The organism is Frankia sp. CcI49 (genome assembly GCF_001983215.1).
GTDB classification, from domain to species: Bacteria; Actinomycetota; Actinomycetes; order Frankiales; family Frankiaceae; genus Parafrankia; species Parafrankia irregularis.
The window spans coordinates 144,081-160,063 of sequence record NZ_MOWP01000028.1; the positions used below are offsets into that span (position 1 = coordinate 144,081).

Annotated in this window: 13 protein-coding genes and 1 pseudogene; 7 read left to right on the plus strand and 7 right to left on the minus strand. The window is 71.4% G+C overall.

The annotated features are described in order from the left end of the window. Positions 1 to 64 precede the first annotated feature (64 nt). Positions 65 to 1,894: an acyl-CoA dehydrogenase gene (locus CcI49_RS25480; RefSeq protein ID WP_054568780.1), complete on the plus strand. Its 1,830-nt coding sequence runs from the start codon at positions 65 to 67 to the stop codon at positions 1,892 to 1,894. A gap of 280 nt (positions 1,895 to 2,174) precedes the next feature. Further along, the gene (locus tag CcI49_RS25485; RefSeq protein WP_076830009.1) at positions 2,175 to 3,689 is read left to right on the plus strand and encodes an HNH endonuclease signature motif containing protein; all 1,515 of its coding nucleotides are present in this window, start codon (positions 2,175 to 2,177) and stop codon (positions 3,687 to 3,689) included. Between the two features lie 13 nt (positions 3,690 to 3,702). Here the strand turns inward: CcI49_RS25485 and CcI49_RS25490 are convergent, their stop codons facing one another. From CcI49_RS25490 to CcI49_RS25505, 4 genes are all read right to left on the minus strand, one after another. Then, positions 3,703 to 3,939: a hypothetical protein gene (locus CcI49_RS25490; protein WP_006541825.1), complete on the minus strand. Its 237-nt coding sequence runs from the start codon at positions 3,937 to 3,939 to the stop codon at positions 3,703 to 3,705. Positions 3,940 to 4,086: 147 nt separating this feature from the next. Beyond that, positions 4,087 to 5,622, minus strand: a complete 1,536-nt coding sequence (locus CcI49_RS25495) for a dihydrolipoamide acetyltransferase family protein (RefSeq protein WP_076830012.1) — start codon at positions 5,620 to 5,622, stop codon at positions 4,087 to 4,089. A gap of 12 nt (positions 5,623 to 5,634) precedes the next feature. Then, complete coding sequence (locus tag CcI49_RS25500; protein WP_076830226.1) at positions 5,635 to 6,660, minus strand: alpha-ketoacid dehydrogenase subunit beta; 1,026 nt, start codon at positions 6,658 to 6,660, stop codon at positions 5,635 to 5,637. Between the two features lie 77 nt (positions 6,661 to 6,737). Continuing rightward, on the minus strand, positions 6,738 to 7,817 hold the full coding sequence (locus CcI49_RS25505) for a thiamine pyrophosphate-dependent dehydrogenase E1 component subunit alpha (protein ID WP_054568778.1): 1,080 nt from the start codon (positions 7,815 to 7,817) through the stop codon (positions 6,738 to 6,740). A gap of 108 nt (positions 7,818 to 7,925) precedes the next feature. Here CcI49_RS25505 and CcI49_RS25510 point away from each other — a divergent pair, with 108 nt between their 5' ends. The 3 genes from CcI49_RS25510 (at position 7,926) to CcI49_RS25520 (ending at position 11,398) form a co-directional block, all read left to right on the plus strand. Next, entirely contained in the window at positions 7,926 to 8,885 is a 960-nt protein-coding gene (locus CcI49_RS25510; RefSeq protein WP_076830015.1) for an LLM class F420-dependent oxidoreductase, read from the plus strand. Positions 8,886 to 9,030: 145 nt separating this feature from the next. Then, positions 9,031 to 10,191, plus strand: coding sequence for a CapA family protein (locus CcI49_RS25515; RefSeq protein ID WP_235498177.1), 1,161 nt, complete (start codon positions 9,031 to 9,033; stop codon positions 10,189 to 10,191). Between the two features lie 232 nt (positions 10,192 to 10,423). Then, positions 10,424 to 11,398, plus strand: a complete 975-nt coding sequence (locus CcI49_RS25520) for a hypothetical protein (RefSeq protein WP_054568775.1) — start codon at positions 10,424 to 10,426, stop codon at positions 11,396 to 11,398. Between the two features lie 45 nt (positions 11,399 to 11,443). Here CcI49_RS25520 and CcI49_RS44530 read toward each other — a convergent pair. After that, positions 11,444 to 11,857: pseudogene (locus tag CcI49_RS44530) on the minus strand (Fur family transcriptional regulator); the annotation flags it as partial. A 359-nt stretch (positions 11,858 to 12,216) separates the two neighbouring features. On the opposite strand from CcI49_RS44530, the gene CcI49_RS25530 reads away from it, so the two are divergent. Then, positions 12,217 to 12,651 carry an SCO5389 family protein gene (locus CcI49_RS25530; protein WP_054568774.1) on the plus strand — a complete coding sequence of 145 codons (435 nt, stop codon included), beginning with the start codon at positions 12,217 to 12,219 and terminating at the stop codon, positions 12,649 to 12,651. Positions 12,652 to 12,812: 161 nt separating this feature from the next. Then, complete coding sequence (locus tag CcI49_RS25535) at positions 12,813 to 13,445, plus strand: hypothetical protein (protein WP_054568773.1); 633 nt, start codon at positions 12,813 to 12,815, stop codon at positions 13,443 to 13,445. On the opposite strand, the gene CcI49_RS25540 is transcribed toward CcI49_RS25535, so the two are convergent. Continuing rightward, positions 13,442 to 14,089, minus strand: a complete 648-nt coding sequence (locus CcI49_RS25540) for a dihydrofolate reductase family protein (protein ID WP_054568772.1) — start codon at positions 14,087 to 14,089, stop codon at positions 13,442 to 13,444. The two genes, CcI49_RS25535 and CcI49_RS25540, sit on opposite strands and share 4 nt — an antisense overlap. A gap of 30 nt (positions 14,090 to 14,119) precedes the next feature. Then, positions 14,120 to 15,838, minus strand: coding sequence for a hypothetical protein (locus CcI49_RS25545; RefSeq protein WP_083473553.1), 1,719 nt, complete (start codon positions 15,836 to 15,838; stop codon positions 14,120 to 14,122). Positions 15,839 to 15,983: the final 145 nt, after the last annotated feature.

Here is a 15,983-nt window from a genome sequence, read left to right on the forward strand (position 1 = left end):
CCAGCGAGTAACTACGTCCGCGCCGCTCACGATCAGGCGGTGAGGTCGAGGGGAGGAACCGTCCATGGGTCACTACCGGAGCAACCTTCGGGACATCGAGTTCAACCTGTTCGAGGTGTTCGGCGTGGACCGGGCGCTCGGGACCGGGCCCTTCGCGGAGATGGACCGCGACACCGCCCACGAGGTCCTGGCCGAGATGGAGCGGGTCGCCTCCGGCCCGATCGCGGAGTCGTTCGCGGACGCCGACCGGCACCCCCCGGTGCTGGACGCCGCCACCGGCGAGATCAGCCTGCCCGAGTCGTTCCGCAAGTCCTACCAGGCGATCCTCGATGGCGAGTGGTTCCGGCTCTTCCTCCCGCCGCACCTTGGTGGCATGGGCGCCCCGCCCACCATCGCCTGGGCGTCCGCCGAGCTGATCCTCGGCGCGAACCCGGCCGTGTTCATGTACATGGCAGGCCCGACCTTCGCCGCGATCCTGGAAAGCATCGGCACCGATTGGCAGAAGAAGTTCGCGCGGTGGGCGATCGAGCGGCACTGGGGCGCGACCATGGTGCTTACCGAGCCGGACGCCGGCTCCGACGTCGGTGCCGGGCGGGCGAAGGCCATCGCGCAGCCGGACGGGACCTGGCACATCGAGGGTGTGAAGCGATTCATCACCAGCGGTGACTGGGACGTCCCGGAGAACATCTTCCACCTGGTGCTCGCCCGTCCCGAAGGGCACGGCCCCGGCACCAAGGGCCTGTCGATGTTCCTGGTCCCCAAGTTCATGCCGGATCCGGAGACCGGTGAGCTCGGCGCCCGCAACGGCGCCTACGTCACCAACCTCGAGAAGAAGATGGGCCTGAAGGTCTCCGCAACCTGCGAGCTGCGCTTCGGTGAGCGGGAGCCGGCGGTCGGCTGGCTGGTCGGCGACGTGCACGAGGGCATCGCCCAGATGTTCCGGGTGATCGAGTACGCCCGGATGATGGTCGGGACGAAGGCCATCGCCACCCTGTCCACCGGCTACCTCAACGCGCTGGAGTTCGCCCGCGAGCGGGTGCAGGGTGCGGACCTGCCCCGGTCGACGGACAAGAGCGCGCCGCGCGTCACGATCATCCACCACCCGGACGTCCGCCGGATGCTCATGCTGCAGAAGGCCTACGCCGAGGGCATGCGCTCCCTGGTCCTGTTCACCGCGACGTACCAGGACGCGGTGGCGCTCGCCGCGGCCCGCGGCGAGGCGAACGAGGCCGCCGAGCGGATGAACGACCTGCTGCTCCCGATCGTCAAGGGCGTCGGCTCGGAACGCTCCTACGAGCTGCTGGCAACCTCGCTGCAGGTGTTCGGCGGCTCCGGCTACCTGCAGGACTACCCGATCGAGCAGTACATCCGGGATGCGAAGATCGACACCCTCTACGAGGGGACGACCTCCATCCAGGGCCAGGACCTGTTCTTCCGCAAGATCGTTCGGGATCAGGGGCAGGCGCTGACCTCGCTGTTCGGCCAGATCCAGGAGTTCGTGAAGGGCGACGCGGGCAACGGCGCCCTGCGCTCCGAGCGGGAGGCGCTCGGAGCCGCGCTGGAGGACGTCCAGGCGATGGTGACGAAGCTGGTCGGCTTCCTCACCAAGGGCGCCGAGGACCCGGCCCAGGTCTACCGGGTCGGCCTGAACACCACCCGGCTGCTGATGAGCCTGGGCGACCTCATCATCGGCTGGCTGCTGCTGCGCGGCGCGGAGGCCGCTCTGGTCGGCCTGGCGGGCTCCTCGTCCGAACGGGACCGTGCCTTCTACGAGGGCAAGGTCGCGGCCGCTCGCTGGTTCGCGGCGGACGTCCTGCCCGAGCTGCACACCCGCCGGACGACGCTGGAGAAGACTGGCCTCGGGCTGATGGAACTGGCCGAAGAGGCCTTCTGATCCGCTTCCGCCGGTTCGTCTGATCGCCGATCCGCCCGTGGTGGCCTGATGCCACTGCGGGCGGATCTTTTTGTCCCTGGTGCGGGGGCCGAGCCCGGGGTGGTTCCGCGGAACCGCACCCACCCGTCGGGGCGGTACTGGCTGGCGCCGCCATCCCAGTCCGGCGCCGCGATCCCGGTCGGAGTGGGCTGTGGTCGTGTCGGAGTTGTGAAAACTGTCGGTGGTCGGGGTGACGATGCGTGGGTCCTAGAGCGACGACACCCCTGGCCCGGTGATCCCCATGATCGACGCTTCTGCTGCTGTCACCCCCGACGCTCCCCCCGACCCCGCTCCCACCGACCCCGCCCCGACCGACCCCGCCCCSACCGACCCCGCCCCGACCGACCCCGCCCCGACCGGCCCTGGCACGGCAGCGCGTCTGCCGCCCGCCGGTCTCCCGACGGACCCGCAGGCCGCCCCGATCGGCGAGTTGGAGACCGCGATCTGTCAGTGGGCGGGTCGGATCGCTGCCGCGACCTGCACCTGGCTGGGCCTGCTTGCCGCGTTCGACCGGCGTACCGGCTGGTCAGGCATCGGGATGCGGTCCTGCGCCCACTGGCTGTCCTGGCGATGCGGCCTGAACCCGAGAACCGCCCGTGAGCACCTCGCGACCGCGCACGCTCTCGAGCGGCTTCCCGCGATCCGGGCCGCGTTCGCCGCGGGAACGCTGTCGTACTCGAAGGTCCGCGCGATCACCCGGGTCGCCCGCCCCGAGACGGAACAGACCTGGCTCAACCACGCCGTGCACTGCACCGCCGGCGCCCTGGAAAATCTGGTCCGTGCCTACCGGCAACGCAGCGCCGATCCCGACGACCGGGCCCGCACCCGGGCCGCCCGCCGGGTGTCCTGGCGCACCGATGAGGACGGCGTGGTGCACCTGACCGCGGTCCTCCCGGCAGATGAGGGCGCCCAGCTGATCGCCGCTATCGAAGCCGCCCGCGACAGCCTCACCACCACCACGAAACCAGCCACCACGAAACCAGCCACCACACCCGGCACCGCGGAACCGCGCACCGCGGAGGAACAGCCCCACCCGAAACCACCACCGGAGCCGGAATCGGAGTCGGATCGGCAGCGTGACGCCGACGGCCTCGTCGCCCTCGCGGAAAGCTTCCTGCACCACGGCGCACCCGGGCTTGTCCACCCCGCGCACGCCCTCGTCCTGCACCTGCGCCCCGCCGACCTGCAACCCATCACCGGCCATGGCGTCAGCAGCACCGGCGGCGGAGGCGCCCCGGCCACGCTGCCCCCGGCGGTCCTGCAACGCCTCGGCTGCGACAGCCTCGTCCAGGCGATGCTCGTCGATCCGCATGGCAACCCCCTGCGCCTCGGCCGCCGCCACCGTTTCCCCACCAGCCGGCTACGCACCGCCGTCCAGGCCCGTGACCGCGGCACGTGTCAGTACCCGGGCTGCGACCACACCCGATGGCTGAACATCCACCACCTCACCGGCTGGGCCGACGGTGGCCGCACCGATCTCGACAACCTCACCCTCGTCTGTGGCACCCACCACCGTCACCTCCACGAGGAGGGCGTCGTGCTCTGCAGAACCCCCGACGGAACGATCATCGCGCTGCTCTCCGACGGCCGTACCCTCCTGCCGGCGCCATCCGTCACGCCCGGGGAACACCCCGCCGCCACGCTCGCCGGTGAAACCGGGCACGTCGCACCAGACGCCGTCACCACCCGCAACGGCGGCCGGCTCAACCTCGGTGAATCCCTCTTCGTACTCCTCCAGAACCACCCCGCCGCCTAGCGGCGTGGCTGGCTCAGGTGGTGCGCAGCGGCGGGAAGGCCTGGTCGAGCTCGTTGCGCATGTCCCGCTTGAGAATGTCGTCAGCTTCGGAGGATGACTGCCCCTCCAGCAGGAACCGGGCCACTCGAAGCGTCAGGTCCACCCGCTCGGCCAGGTTGAGCGCCCCGTTGAACCGGCCGCTGGTGCTGGCGGAGGTCAGTACCTTCGCGACGAACTCGTCGGCGGCCTGCAGAGCCTCCACGCGCGTCATGCGTTCACCTCTTCGTGGCGGAAGTCGAGCCGGATGCCGGGTGTGAGGCGCAACCGTACCAGGAGGGATACCTGTCTCCGTTGTGCACCCCTATGCGTCCGTTGTTCCCGAGGGGGTGTATGAGGCGATGCGCGAAGTTCAGGGCCCTCAGCTCCAGGCCAGGGCGACCACGGGATCGGCGAGCATCGCGCCGACATCGGCCAGCACGGCCGACCCGAGCTCGCCGTCCACCACCCGGTGGTCGAAGGTGAGGGCGAGCTGCGCCACCGTGCGTACGGCCAGTTCGCCGCGGTGCACCCAGGGCGTGGGCCTGATCGCGCCGAGCGCGAGGATCGCGGCCTCACCCGGGTTGAGGACCGGCGTGCCGGTGTCCACACCGAAGACACCGATGTTGGTGATGGTGATGGTGCCGCCGGAGAGGTCGGCCGGGCGCAGCCGGTCCGCCCGGGCGGCCTCGGTGAGCGACTGCAGGGCACGGGCCAGCCCGGGGAGGTCCAACGACCCGGCGTCGGGGATGTTCGGGACCACCAGACCGCGCGGCCCGGCGACCGCGATGCCGAGGTTGATCTCCGGCCGCACCCGGATCTCCGCGTCCTCGCCGGCCGCCCCGTCAACCCAGGTCGCGTTGATGAGCGGGTGGCGCCGGACGGCCGTGATCAGCGCCTTCGCCACGAGCAGCAGCGGGGTGACCCGAACTCCGGCGAAGTCGGGCAGCGCCGTGATGCGCTCCCTCGCCGCCACGGCCTCCGTGACGTCGACGCTGAGGAACTCGGTGGCGTGCGGCGCCGTGAACACGCTGGCGGCCATTGCCCGTGCCATGGTGCGTCGGATGCCGGTGACCGGGATCCGCCAGGCACCGGTGGCCGGGTCGAAGCTGGCGTCGTCCGGGATCGCGCCCGGCACGCGTCGTGTGGTCTCTTTGTGTCCGTTCGGCGCCGGGGGCGCGGCGGGTACCAGGGGTGTCGAGGGTGCCGGGGGTGCCGCGGAGACGAGGCCGACCGCGGCAGCCGCTGTGCCCCGCGCCGCTGCCGATTCGACGTCCGCCCGGCTGATCGAACCCGCGGGGCCGGTGCCGATGATGAGGGAGAGGTCCACACCCAGATCACGAGCGAGCTTGCGCACGGGTGGTTTCGCGGCCGCCCGGCCCGAGCGCGCCGGCGATGCGGCTGCCGCAGGCGCGGCTGCCGTTGACGCCGCGGGCGCGCCGCCGTTCGCGGACTCGTCGCGCTGGCGACGCCGACGGCGGCGCTCCGGCTCGGAGCTGCGCGGACCATAGCCGACCAGCATCGGGGTGCGGCCCGTGGCCATCGACGCTCGGCCTGCGGCGCTGCCCGGCCCGGCGCTGCCCGGCGCGGTGGTGGCGTCCCCGGCCTCCCCGGAGCGGGACTCCGGCAGGGACGCCGCCGGTGGCCCGGCCAGCGCCCCGGCCGACGGCTCGTCGCCCGGGGCGTCGATGGTCAGCAGCGGTGCGCCGACGGCGAGCTCGCGGCCGGCCTCGCAGTGCCGCTCGACCAGCACACCGGCGAACGGGGAGGGGATCTCGACGACGGCCTTCGCCGTCTCGACCTCGACCAGGGGCTGGTTGACGGTCACGGTCTCGCCGACGTCGACCAGCCAGCGGACGATCTCCGCCTCGGTGAGGCCCTCACCGAGGTCGGGAAGACGAAACTGTCGATGGGGCACCGGCGATCTCCCTCAGTAGCCGAACGTCCGGTCCACGGCATCGAGGATGCGGTCGACGTCGGGCAGGTAGTGGTCCTCCAGCCGGGCGGGAGGATAGGGGGTGTCGAACCCGGTCACCCGTAGCACCGGTGATTCCAGGTGGTAGAAGGCCTGTTCGGTGACCCGGGCCGCGATCTCGGACGAGAGTGACACGTTGGACGGCGCCTCGTGCACCGCCACCAGCCGCCCGGTGCGGCGGGTCGATTCGATCACCGGGTCGAGGTCGAGCGGTGACAGCGAGCGGAGATCGATGACCTCCAGCGAGCGCCCGTCCTCCTCGGCGGCGACGTCGGCGGCGTCCAGGCAGGTGCGGACCATCGGCCCGTAGGCGACCAGGGTGGCGTCCTGGCCGGAACGGACCACACGTGAGGTACCCAGATCAGTGCGCAGATCTGCCGGGAGGTCGGCCAGCGGTGTGGTGTCGACCTCGCCCTTCTCCCAGTACCGGCGCTTGGGCTCCAGGAAGATCACCGGATCGTCCGAGGCCACCGCCTGTTGGATCATCAGATGGGCGTCCGCCGGGTTGGAGCAGGTGACGACCCGCAGCCCGGCGGTGTGGCAGAAGTACGCCTCAGGTGACTCGCTGTGATGCTCGACCGCGCCGATGCCGCCGCCGTAGGGGATGCGGATCGTGACCGGCAGCCTGATCCGGCCGCCCGAGCGGTAGTGCAGCTTCGCGAGCTGGCTGACGATCTGGTCGAAGGCCGGGTAGACGAACCCGTCGAACTGGATCTCGCAGACCGGGCGGAAACCGCGCATCGCCAGCCCGATCGCCGTGCCGACGATGGCCGACTCGGCCAGCGGCGTGTCGATCACCCGCTCCTCACCGAAGAGCTCCTGCAGCCCGTCGGTGATCCGGAAGACGCCGCCCAGCTTGCCGACATCCTCCCCCATGATCACGGTCTTCGGGTCGGCCTTCATAGCCTCCAGCAGACCGGTGTTCAGGGCCTTCGCCAGGGTCAGCGTGCGGCGGACGCTGGCGCTGGCCGTGGGCGCCACAGGGGGAGGCTCCTGGGGACTGTCGTCAGGGCGGTCGGCGTGACCGTCGTCCGAGGTCCGCATGGTCAGGTCGGTCGTCAAAGCAGCGCTCCCCGAAGACTCACGAACGCGGCGCGCTCGGCGGCAACCAGATTGTTCTCCTCAACCTGCACATGATCGAAAACGGCGTCGCCGGGCGGGTCGGGCAGCGCGAGGCACCGGGCCCGCAGGTCGGCGGCGGTGGAGTCCGCCTCCGCGGCGATGCTCGCCTCCAGGTCGTCGGTCAGGACGCCCCTGGCACGCAGATGCGTCCGCAGCCGGTCGATGGGGTCGCGTCGACGCCAGGTGGAGAGCTCGTCCGCCGGCCGGTAGCGGGACGGGTCGTCAGCGGTGGTGTGCGGATTGATCCGGTAGGTCAGTGCCTCGACCAGCACCGGACCGGCTCCCGACCGGGCCTGGCGCAGGGCCCACCGGGTGACGGCCAGGGTGGCGAGCACATCGTTGCCGTCCACCCGCACGCTCGGAAAGCCGAAGCCGCGGGCGCGCTGGTAGATCGGCACCCGGCTCTGCCGCCGGTACGGCTCGGAGATCGCCCACTGGTTGTTCTGGCAGAAGAAGACCAACGGCGCGCCGAACACGCTCGCCCAGCCGAAGGCCTCGTTCACGTCGCCCTCGCTGGACGCACCGTCGCCGAAGTAGGAGATGACCGCGCCCTCGCCGCCGTCGCGGGCGACGCCCATCGCGTACCCGGTGGCATGCAGCGTCTGCGAGCCGACGACGATCGCGTAGAGCGCGAAGCCGTGCTCGGCCGGATCCCAGGCGCCGAGCGAGGTGCCCCGGAACAGCCCGAACAGCTTGAGCGGGTCGACGCCCCGGCACCAGGCGACGCCGTGTTCCCGATAGGACGGGAAGGCCATGTCGGCGGGTTCCAGGGCTCGCCCGGAGCCGACCTGGGCGGCCTCCTGGCCACGCAGGCTCGCCCACAGTGAGAGCTCGCCCTGACGCTGCAGGGCCGTTCCCTCGTCGTCGAGGCGACGCACCACGGTCATGTCCCGCAGGAGGCCGACCAGGTCATCGTCGGTCACCTCGGCGACGAATGCCTGGTACTCGGCCTCGGGACCGGATCCCGAGGTGGTACGCCGGCCGTCCGGGGTGAGCAGCTGCACCAGCTCCGTCACAACGGCAAACGATAGCCCTCGTTCGGGCGCTGGCAACCCGGCGCGGCGCCGCGGGCGTACCGGCCGGTCGCTACGGGTGACCGCGGATGGCCTCGATACGGTGACCGCGTGAGTGACCACGCGAGCGCCGCCTCCGCCCCCACCCCCGTCTCCGCCGCTGCCCGGCCGCCGGTCGAGGCGAGGCTTGGCAAGGTCGGCGTCTGGAGCGGCCAGTTCGACTTCTCGCCGGCCGGCACCGTCCGCGAGGCCGTCGCGGAGCTGGACGACCTGGGCTACTCCACGCTGTGGACGGGCGAGGTCAAGGGCCGCGAGGTGCTGGTGACCGCAGGTCTCATGCTCGCCGCGACGCGCCGGATGACGATCGCGACCGGCATCGCGCAGATCCTCGCCCGCAACCCGCTGACGATGACCGCCGGCCAGCTCGCGCTCGCCGAGGCCCACCCGGGGCGGTTCCTGCTCGGGCTCGGTGTCTCGCACGCGGAGCTGATGAGCATCCGCGGCGCGACCTACTCCAGGCCGCTCGGCCAGATGCGGGCCTACCTCGACGAGATGGACCGGATGGCCGCCGAGCAGTACCGGGCCGTGCCGCCGGAGGGCACCCAGCCGCGGGTGCTGGCCGCGCTCGGCCCGAAGATGCTGGAGCTCGCCCGGGACCGCGCGGACGGCGCGCACACCTACTTCGTGCCGCCGGAGCACACGGCGGCGGCCCGGGCCGTCCTCGGGCCCGGCAAGCTGCTGGTGCCGGAGCAGGCGTTCGTCCTGCACCCGGACGCGACCGAGGCGCGGGAGCTGGCCCGCCGCCACACCGGGTCCTACCTGCGCCTGCCGAACTACACCAACAACCTGCGCCGCTACGGCTTCACCGACGGAGATTTCACCGATGGCGGGTCAGACCGCCTGGTGGACACGATCGTTCCCTGGGGGGACGTCGACGTCCTGCTCGGGCGGGTCAAGGAGCATCTGGACGCCGGCGCCGACCAGGTGGCCGTCCAGGTGCTCGACTTCGACCGCCGTGGGCTGCCGCGGCGGCAGTGGCGCGAGCTGGCCCCGGCGCTGCTGTCGCTTTAGCCGGCGGCCGCCCGCTCCCCAGGTAGTGTGGCTTCCGCTCGGGAATTCTCGTGGGGCGGGAGTCACGAAGATGGTCGGTGGTCGGGGGCGCGACCGACCCAGACCGATCTCCGGTCGTGGTCGACGATTCAGGGAAAGCTGGGGTGTGCCCCTCCTGGGCGGCTCCGTTCTCGCCGCCGTCACCTGCGTGGTCATGGCCACCTTTGGCCTGCTGGGCGCGGGTGACGGCAATGGATCCTCGGTTGCCGGTGATGGCTCGGTGCGGGCCGGCGCGGTGATCCCGCCGGCCAGCCTGCCCGCCACCCCCGAATCATCCAAGCCGGCCGAACCGGCCGTGGTCGGAAACGGCCCGCGGCAGCCCACCGGAAATCCGGTGCGTATCGCCTTCGGTGGCGATGTGCATTTCGAGGGGTCCTCGCGGCAGCGACTCACGCAGAATCCGGAAACAGCGGTCGGCCCGATGGCGCAGAATCTCGCCGGCGCCGATCTCGCCATGGTCAATCTGGAGACGGCGGTGACGACGGGCGGCACACCGGCGGCCAAGACCTACGTCTTCCGGGCGCCGCCGACAGCGTTCACCGCATTGCGCGGCGCCGGCATCGACGTCGTGAACATGGCCAACAACCACGGCATGGACTACGGGCAGGACGGCCTCGCGGACACGCTGCGCAGCGCCGGTGAGGCGCGCTTTCCGACCGTCGGGATCGGCACCGACGACACGTCGGCCTACGCCCCGTACCTGACCACGGTGAACGGCCAGCGAATCGCGATCTTCGGCGCCACCCAGGTTCTGGACGACGAGCTCGCCACGGCGTGGACGGCCGGTCCCGGCAAGCCTGGCCTCGCCTCGGCGAAGAACGTCGAACGCCTCGCCGCGGCCATCCGCGCGGTTCGACCCACCGTCGACACCCTGATTGTCTATCTGCACTGGGGAACGGAACGGGAGACCTGCCCCAACCAGGCCCAGCGCAGCCTGGTCGCCCCGCTCGTCGCGGCCGGCGCGGACGCGCTGATCGGCGGGCACGCGCATGTCCTGCAGGGCGCGGGGTGGAGCAGCGACGGTGCCTATGTCGCGTACGGCCTCGGTAACTTCGTCTTCTACGCGTCGGGAACCGGGCCGAACACCGAGACCGGGGTTCTCGAGCTGACGTTCCGGGGCCGGGCGGTGACCGCGGCGAACTGGGTTCCCGGTCGGATTGTCGACGGGGCGCCGAGCCCGCTGACCGGAACCGCCGGTACCCAGGCCCTCGACAAGTGGAACAGCCTGCGTGGCTGCGCCGGGCTCACGGGCACCGCGCCCTGGTGATCCCGTACCGCCCATTGGGGTAATTCTCCGCTCCTGGACGGCCGACTTTCACACGCTCTCCGGTAACTTGGCCGGCGGGAAGCCATGAAACGTGCTGGATTTTGTTTCTCCGCCGTTTCCGCCGTTTCCGCCGAAGGTCCGCTCCACGGATATCTGCGAACTTTCTCGCTGATGTCCGCCGGCTGTCGGCCGCCGGTTTCCCGCGCCCAGTCCAGGTAGCTACGGGAGCGTCGTGTCGCGAACCGCGCAGCAGCAAAGGCACCGTCACCGTCACCATCACCGCCGCCGGGCGACCGGCCCGCGCCGGAGATTCCTGGCCGTACTCGTCCTTCTCGCCGGCAGTGGCCTGCTGACCCTGGGGGGATCCACCCCCGCGTGGGCGGCGGACACCACCCAGTACGCCGGCGACACCACCCGGGGCCTGGGCGTCGCCGTCCCCTTCGAGGGGCTCACGGACCAGAACGGAAACCCCGTGCCGATCTCGGGCGCCGTCGGCGTCGACCTGGTTCTCGGCTCGACCCAGCAGCCCTACCTGCCCTGCCAGAACTACAACCGGGCCACCGGCACCGGCGACACCTACGTCAACGCCTGTCAGGAGCGCGGCAGCTACGCGACCTACACGCGCTTCGCGACCGGCAAGGGCCTCATGTTCCCGCACGGCTACTTCATGGGTGACAGCCAGCCCGACCTCGTCCACGGCGGCACGCTCAACACCAGCTGGGGCAGTCGCACGGCCGGCCTTTCCTTCGAGTTCTACCCGCAGCTCGACCGGGACCCGGAGTTCGTCCACTCGCGGTTCTACATCGACGCATTCGGTCACCATGCAAACGGCTGGACGTATTCGGCCTGGGTTGGCCGCATCAAACTGGCAACCCTGAACGATCCGGGTACGGCCCGTGTCGGTGGGCGGCTTACGGACGGCGGCCGTGCGCCGGCGAAGGACCGGGTCAAGTTCCTTATCTTCGGAGGTAACGCCGAGTCCTCGAGCGGCTATCCGATCTCGTCGTTCGCCGTCTTCACGAGCTCCGGCGCGTCAACCTGGGACAGCGGCGCCATGTACGCCGGCCCGCAGCGCATAACGGTTACCGACACCGCGACCAACCGTGAGTGCGTCATCGATCTCAAGGGAATCAGCGGGCGCAACAACACCCTCGATCTCGACCTGTCCCAGCCGGGATTCGGCGCCCCGGGCGCCGTCTGTCACTGACCTCACGGACCTCACTGGCCAGACCGACCTGACCGCGGGCCGGGCTCACAGCGTCTCGGTGGGCCCGGCCGCGGTGCATTCCGCGCAGGTTCCGTAGATCTCGACGGTGTGCACGACCTCGGTGAAACCCTCCGCGCTCGCCACCGACGACGTCCAGGCCTCGATCTCGGGGCCGGCGATCTCCACGGTGTGACCGCAGTGCCGGCAGACCAGGTGATGGTGGTGCGCTTCGGTGGTGCAGCGCCGGTAGACCGTCTCCCCGTCGTCCCGGCGTAGGACGTCCACCTCGCCGCGCTCGGCGAGCACCTGCAGATGCCGGTAGACCGTTGTCAGGCCGACGGACTGGCCTGACAGGCGCAGGCGGGCATGCAGGTCCTGCGCGCTGGTGAAGGCATTCGTCGCCGCGAGCGCGGAGGACACGGCGTCACCCTGCCGGGTCGCCCGGACGGAGGCGCGCCCCTGGGCGGTGCGCCTGCCCGCGGAGCCCCCGGGCGCACCGGAGCCGGATCCGTTCGCACGCTGCTCTGACGCGCGCGGCTCTACCGCGCCCTGGTCGGACGCTGCTGACGTGCCGCCTGAGCCGCTCGGGTCGCCTACGCCGCTCGTGCCGCTCGTGTCGTCTGTGGCGCCCACCCGGTCGCCTTCCACCTTCGCCACGACATCCACTCTCTCATCTACCCGGCTCGGCTGGAGTGCGCGCGAACCACCCAGTCGCGACCGAGCGCGTGACATTGACAACGGTTTTCATTTTGTGCGACCGTGGGTGACGTTGTTGGCGCGATCAGTCGCCGTACCGTGCGTCTCACCGGAGGTCCCAGATGTCGTTGACCGTCACGCCCGAACTTGTCGAGGCCGCGAACGCGGACCAGCTGACGGACGAGGAGTTCCTCGCCTGTGTGCGGGCCTCCCTTCCCTTCGCGTACGAGCTGGTCGAGACGCTGGCCGCCGAGCTGTCGGCACAGGGCACGGCACAGGGGCCGGCGCAGGTCCCGACGCAGGCTCCCGCCCGCGTGTTCGTCGACAACCAGGTACCGCCGCCGGACGATGCCGCCAGTGGGCAGCTGCTGCGGGCGATGGCAAGTACGTCCATCCGCACCGCGCTCGAGCGGCACTTCGGCGTGGCGTTGGCGTTCCAGAACTGCCACCGGGTCGCCGTCTTCCCGCCGAATGCGGTCGGTAGCCCGCAGCACCAGGCGTTTGTCTCGTCGCGCGCCCAGGTGCTCAACCAGCGCCCGGAATTCGTCAACTGCTGAGGCCAGCCCCCGCTGTGCCGAGCTGACCGTGACAGGCGCTGAACGCGCAGGTGAGGACAGACGCGGGGCCCTGCCCACGCTCCCGTAGTCTTTCCGTACTGTTTGCGTTCAGTCTGTGCCGATCATGGTTCCGGCACGCCATCGGGTGGCGGGGGTGGAAGTTGGCGGGACGTCCGGTCTGGCTACGGACGGGGTTCCGGCCGATCGCGGAACCGCCGCTGTCGCCGGCGGCGACCGGCGCGGCACTGGTCGGTGCTCTCACGCTTGTCGTCGGATGTGTGCTGGTCGGCGGCTCGGAGGAGCACGAGGTCATGGCGACCGCGGCTCCGGCGGAGGCCGCGGTCGACACCTCGGAGCTGACCAGCTGGTATCAGTCCACCCAGGGGCTGCGGGCAAGCATCGTCACGACCGTCGCGGCGGCCCGGGGCTACCTGGAGGCCCAGGACGGCGCCGGGCTTCAGCCGCGGTGCACCCAGCTGGCAGCGGAGACCAAGGCCGCGAACAGGCTGCCTGCCGGCCCGGACCCGCAGGCCAACGGAATGTTCACCGGCGGGATCGAGCGCTACGCGGCCGCGGCGCAGACCTGTGCCCACCTCTTCGACGGGACCCAGGTTCCCCTGGCGGAGCTGCAGTCCCAGCTGAGGACGGCGTTGGCGGACGGCGACACGTCCTGGGAGTCGCTGTCACTGCACACAGGTCTGCCCTTGGCCCAGGCCGGGAGCTCGTCGGTGACGTCCGCCGGCTCGGGTGGTGGCACCGCGGCCGCGGGCGGCGCTCCGGCGACGTTGCGCTAGCGGCTCTCGCGACCGGTGCCGCGATCGGGTGCGGCCATGTCGCCCGTTCCGGGCGTGCCGTCGGCGAGGCCGTAGCGCAGGTACACAGTGCCGGTCGGGCTGGCCACGGGCGGTTCGAGGAGGGTGACGTTCGTGGGCACTGCGCCACCGTCGAACACCTTCTTCCCGACGCCGAGCATGACCGGGTGCACCCAGAGGTCGAGCCGGTCGAAGAGCTTCTCGCGCAGGAGGGTCTGCACCAGGTTCAGGCTTCCGACGACCTTCACGTGCTCGTGCCGGTCCCGGATCTCCCGCACCGCGCCGGCCAGATCCGGGCCGAGCCGCGTGGACCCGGCCCACGAGAGGTCGGGCCGGCCGCGGGAGGCCACGTACTTCGGGACGCTGTTGAAGAGCGTGGCGATCCCGCCGTCCACGCCGCTCTCCTGATGCGGCCAGTAGGCGGCGAAGATCTCGTACGTCCGCCGGCCGAGCAGGAGGGCGTCGGTGCCCTCGTACGCGGCCATGACCTGAGCCCCGGCGACCTCGTCCAGCAGGGGCGCCTGCCAGCCGCCGAACGGGAACCCCACCGGGTCCTCGTCGGGGCCGCCGGGAGCCTGCCCGACGAGGTCGAGGGTGGCGAACAGCTCGATGTGGATGAGGCCCATGCCCAGCTCCTGATGAATCCGATGTCTCCGTCAGGAGGTAGACCCGCGGCGGCCGGCAGACTCATCGCTGGCGGCGGGCTGGCAGCGGGCCAGGACCCGTAGCGTGCCGGTCAGCTCGAAGTCCTGGGTCTGGGTGGGGCACCACCCGCGCTGGCGGGCCTCGTCCAACGCACGCTCGGTGCCCCGCCGGTCGTAGGCGAGGACGAACATCAGGACGTGGCTGTTCGGTCCGGGAGCCTGGCGGCTCAGGGCACGGTCGACGCCCCCGTCCCCGATCGCGGTCAGGAAGACCGTGGCGGAGAGCGGAATCCGCGGTTGGGCGGAACCGGCGGTGCCCGCGGTGGTGACGGCACCGTCCTGGCTGAGCTCCATGCCGTAGAGCCAGCCGGCGCGGGCCAGCCTGCCGCCGACCAGCACCAGATCGCCCGGCCGGTACAGGCTGCGGGCGGTCAGAGTGGCGTCGACCATCAGGTCGATCGGGCGGCGGTCGGCGCGCTCCACCCACATCGGCTTCAGCCCGGTCGCCCCGGCCACCGGGACGGTGAGCGCGGCCAGCAGGATCACCAGGTTCGCCGGGATCAGCAGCTTCGCCACGGCCGACGTCCGGTTCCACCGGGCACGGGCCGGCGACCGGGCGAGAAGCGAGCGGGCGGGAAGCGAGCGGGCGAGAGCGGCCGCGCCGACCGCCGAGACGATCGTGAGCAGGGGAACGAGGAACGTGTTCGGCCGCACGGCGCCGAAGGGCCAGTACCGCCAGGCACTCGCCGCGAGGACCATCAGCTCCGCGCCGCCGACCGCGACGAGCAGGACCCGGCCGTCCGCGCGCCGGGCCAGCGTGATCGCGCCGGTCACGAAGGTGATCGCGACAGCGCAGCCGAGAACGACGACCAGCGCGTCGGTTGAGTCGGTCAGCGGGTGAACGAGGTTCGGGTCGTAGCGATCGCTCCCGGGCGGCGCGCCTGCCGCCGTCGCGGCGAGCTGGCCGATGACGAAACGCGCCGCCTCCAGCGGGCCCCGGTCGGCGAGGAAGTGGTCGTTCCAGAAGGTGCTCGCCCGCTGGCCGGACTGGTGCGTCACGAACAGCAGCGCGTGGGCGCCGCTGATCGCCACCGCCGGAGCGGCCCGACCGGCCGCACGCACCGTCTCCCCCAGAAGCGCCCGTGGGCCGCGTGACCTGAGCTGGCCGCGGTTGGTCCACAGCGGCCGGGCGGCGTCGTGGACGAACAGCGGAACGATCAGGAACAGGGCGGGGAGCGAGAACACCGCGAGGACGCCCGCGACCACCCGCCGCAGGATCAGCCGCCGGGTGGGCAGCGTGGAATCCATCCACAGGCCGACCACGGCGACCGCGCAGGCGGCGTCCAGGGTGTAGGGCTTGATCTGGGAGGCGAGGTCGACCATGGTGCCGGCGAGGGTGACTGCCAGCGTCGCCCCGAGGGCCGCGGGCCGGGAGGTGAGGCGGCAGGCCAGTAGCCAGGTGCCCACGGCGAGCGCCACCAGCGGGACGGCCGAGGGCAGCCGCAGCGCCCAGGCGTGCCAGCCGAACACCTCGCCGCACAGCCGGACCAGCGCGAGCGACCCGAGCGAGGACGGTGCGTTCGCCACCCCGAGCTCGGACCAGAAGCTCCCGACGGGCTCGCCGGCGAAGTGCGGGCGCCACAGCTCGTCGTACCAGAGGGGCAGGCGGAAGCGCTGCCACAGCACGGCCTGCACCGCGACGGCGATCGCGGCGACCCCGACCCCGACCACGGCCAGCGGTCGATTACGTTCTGTTACTGCCGCAGGTTGTTGATCGGGGGCTCGATGGCCCGATCGTGCCGTTGTTTCACGTGTGTCCGTGCGCTCCAGCGCCGGGCCGGCCGACGCCTGTGTCTGTTCCACCGGTTGTCCACAG

Coding starts and splice junctions, on each gene's coding strand:
- CcI49_RS25480 (WP_054568780.1), top strand. CDS start 65: ATGGGTCACTACCGGAGCAACCTTCGGGACATCGAGTTCAACCTGTTC.
- CcI49_RS25490 (WP_006541825.1), bottom strand. CDS start 3,939: ATGACGCGCGTGGAGGCTCTGCAGGCCGCCGACGAGTTCGTCGCGAAG.
- CcI49_RS25540 (WP_054568772.1), bottom strand. CDS start 14,089: ATGGGCCTCATCCACATCGAGCTGTTCGCCACCCTCGACCTCGTCGGG.
- CcI49_RS25530 (WP_054568774.1), top strand. CDS start 12,217: ATGTCGTTGACCGTCACGCCCGAACTTGTCGAGGCCGCGAACGCGGAC.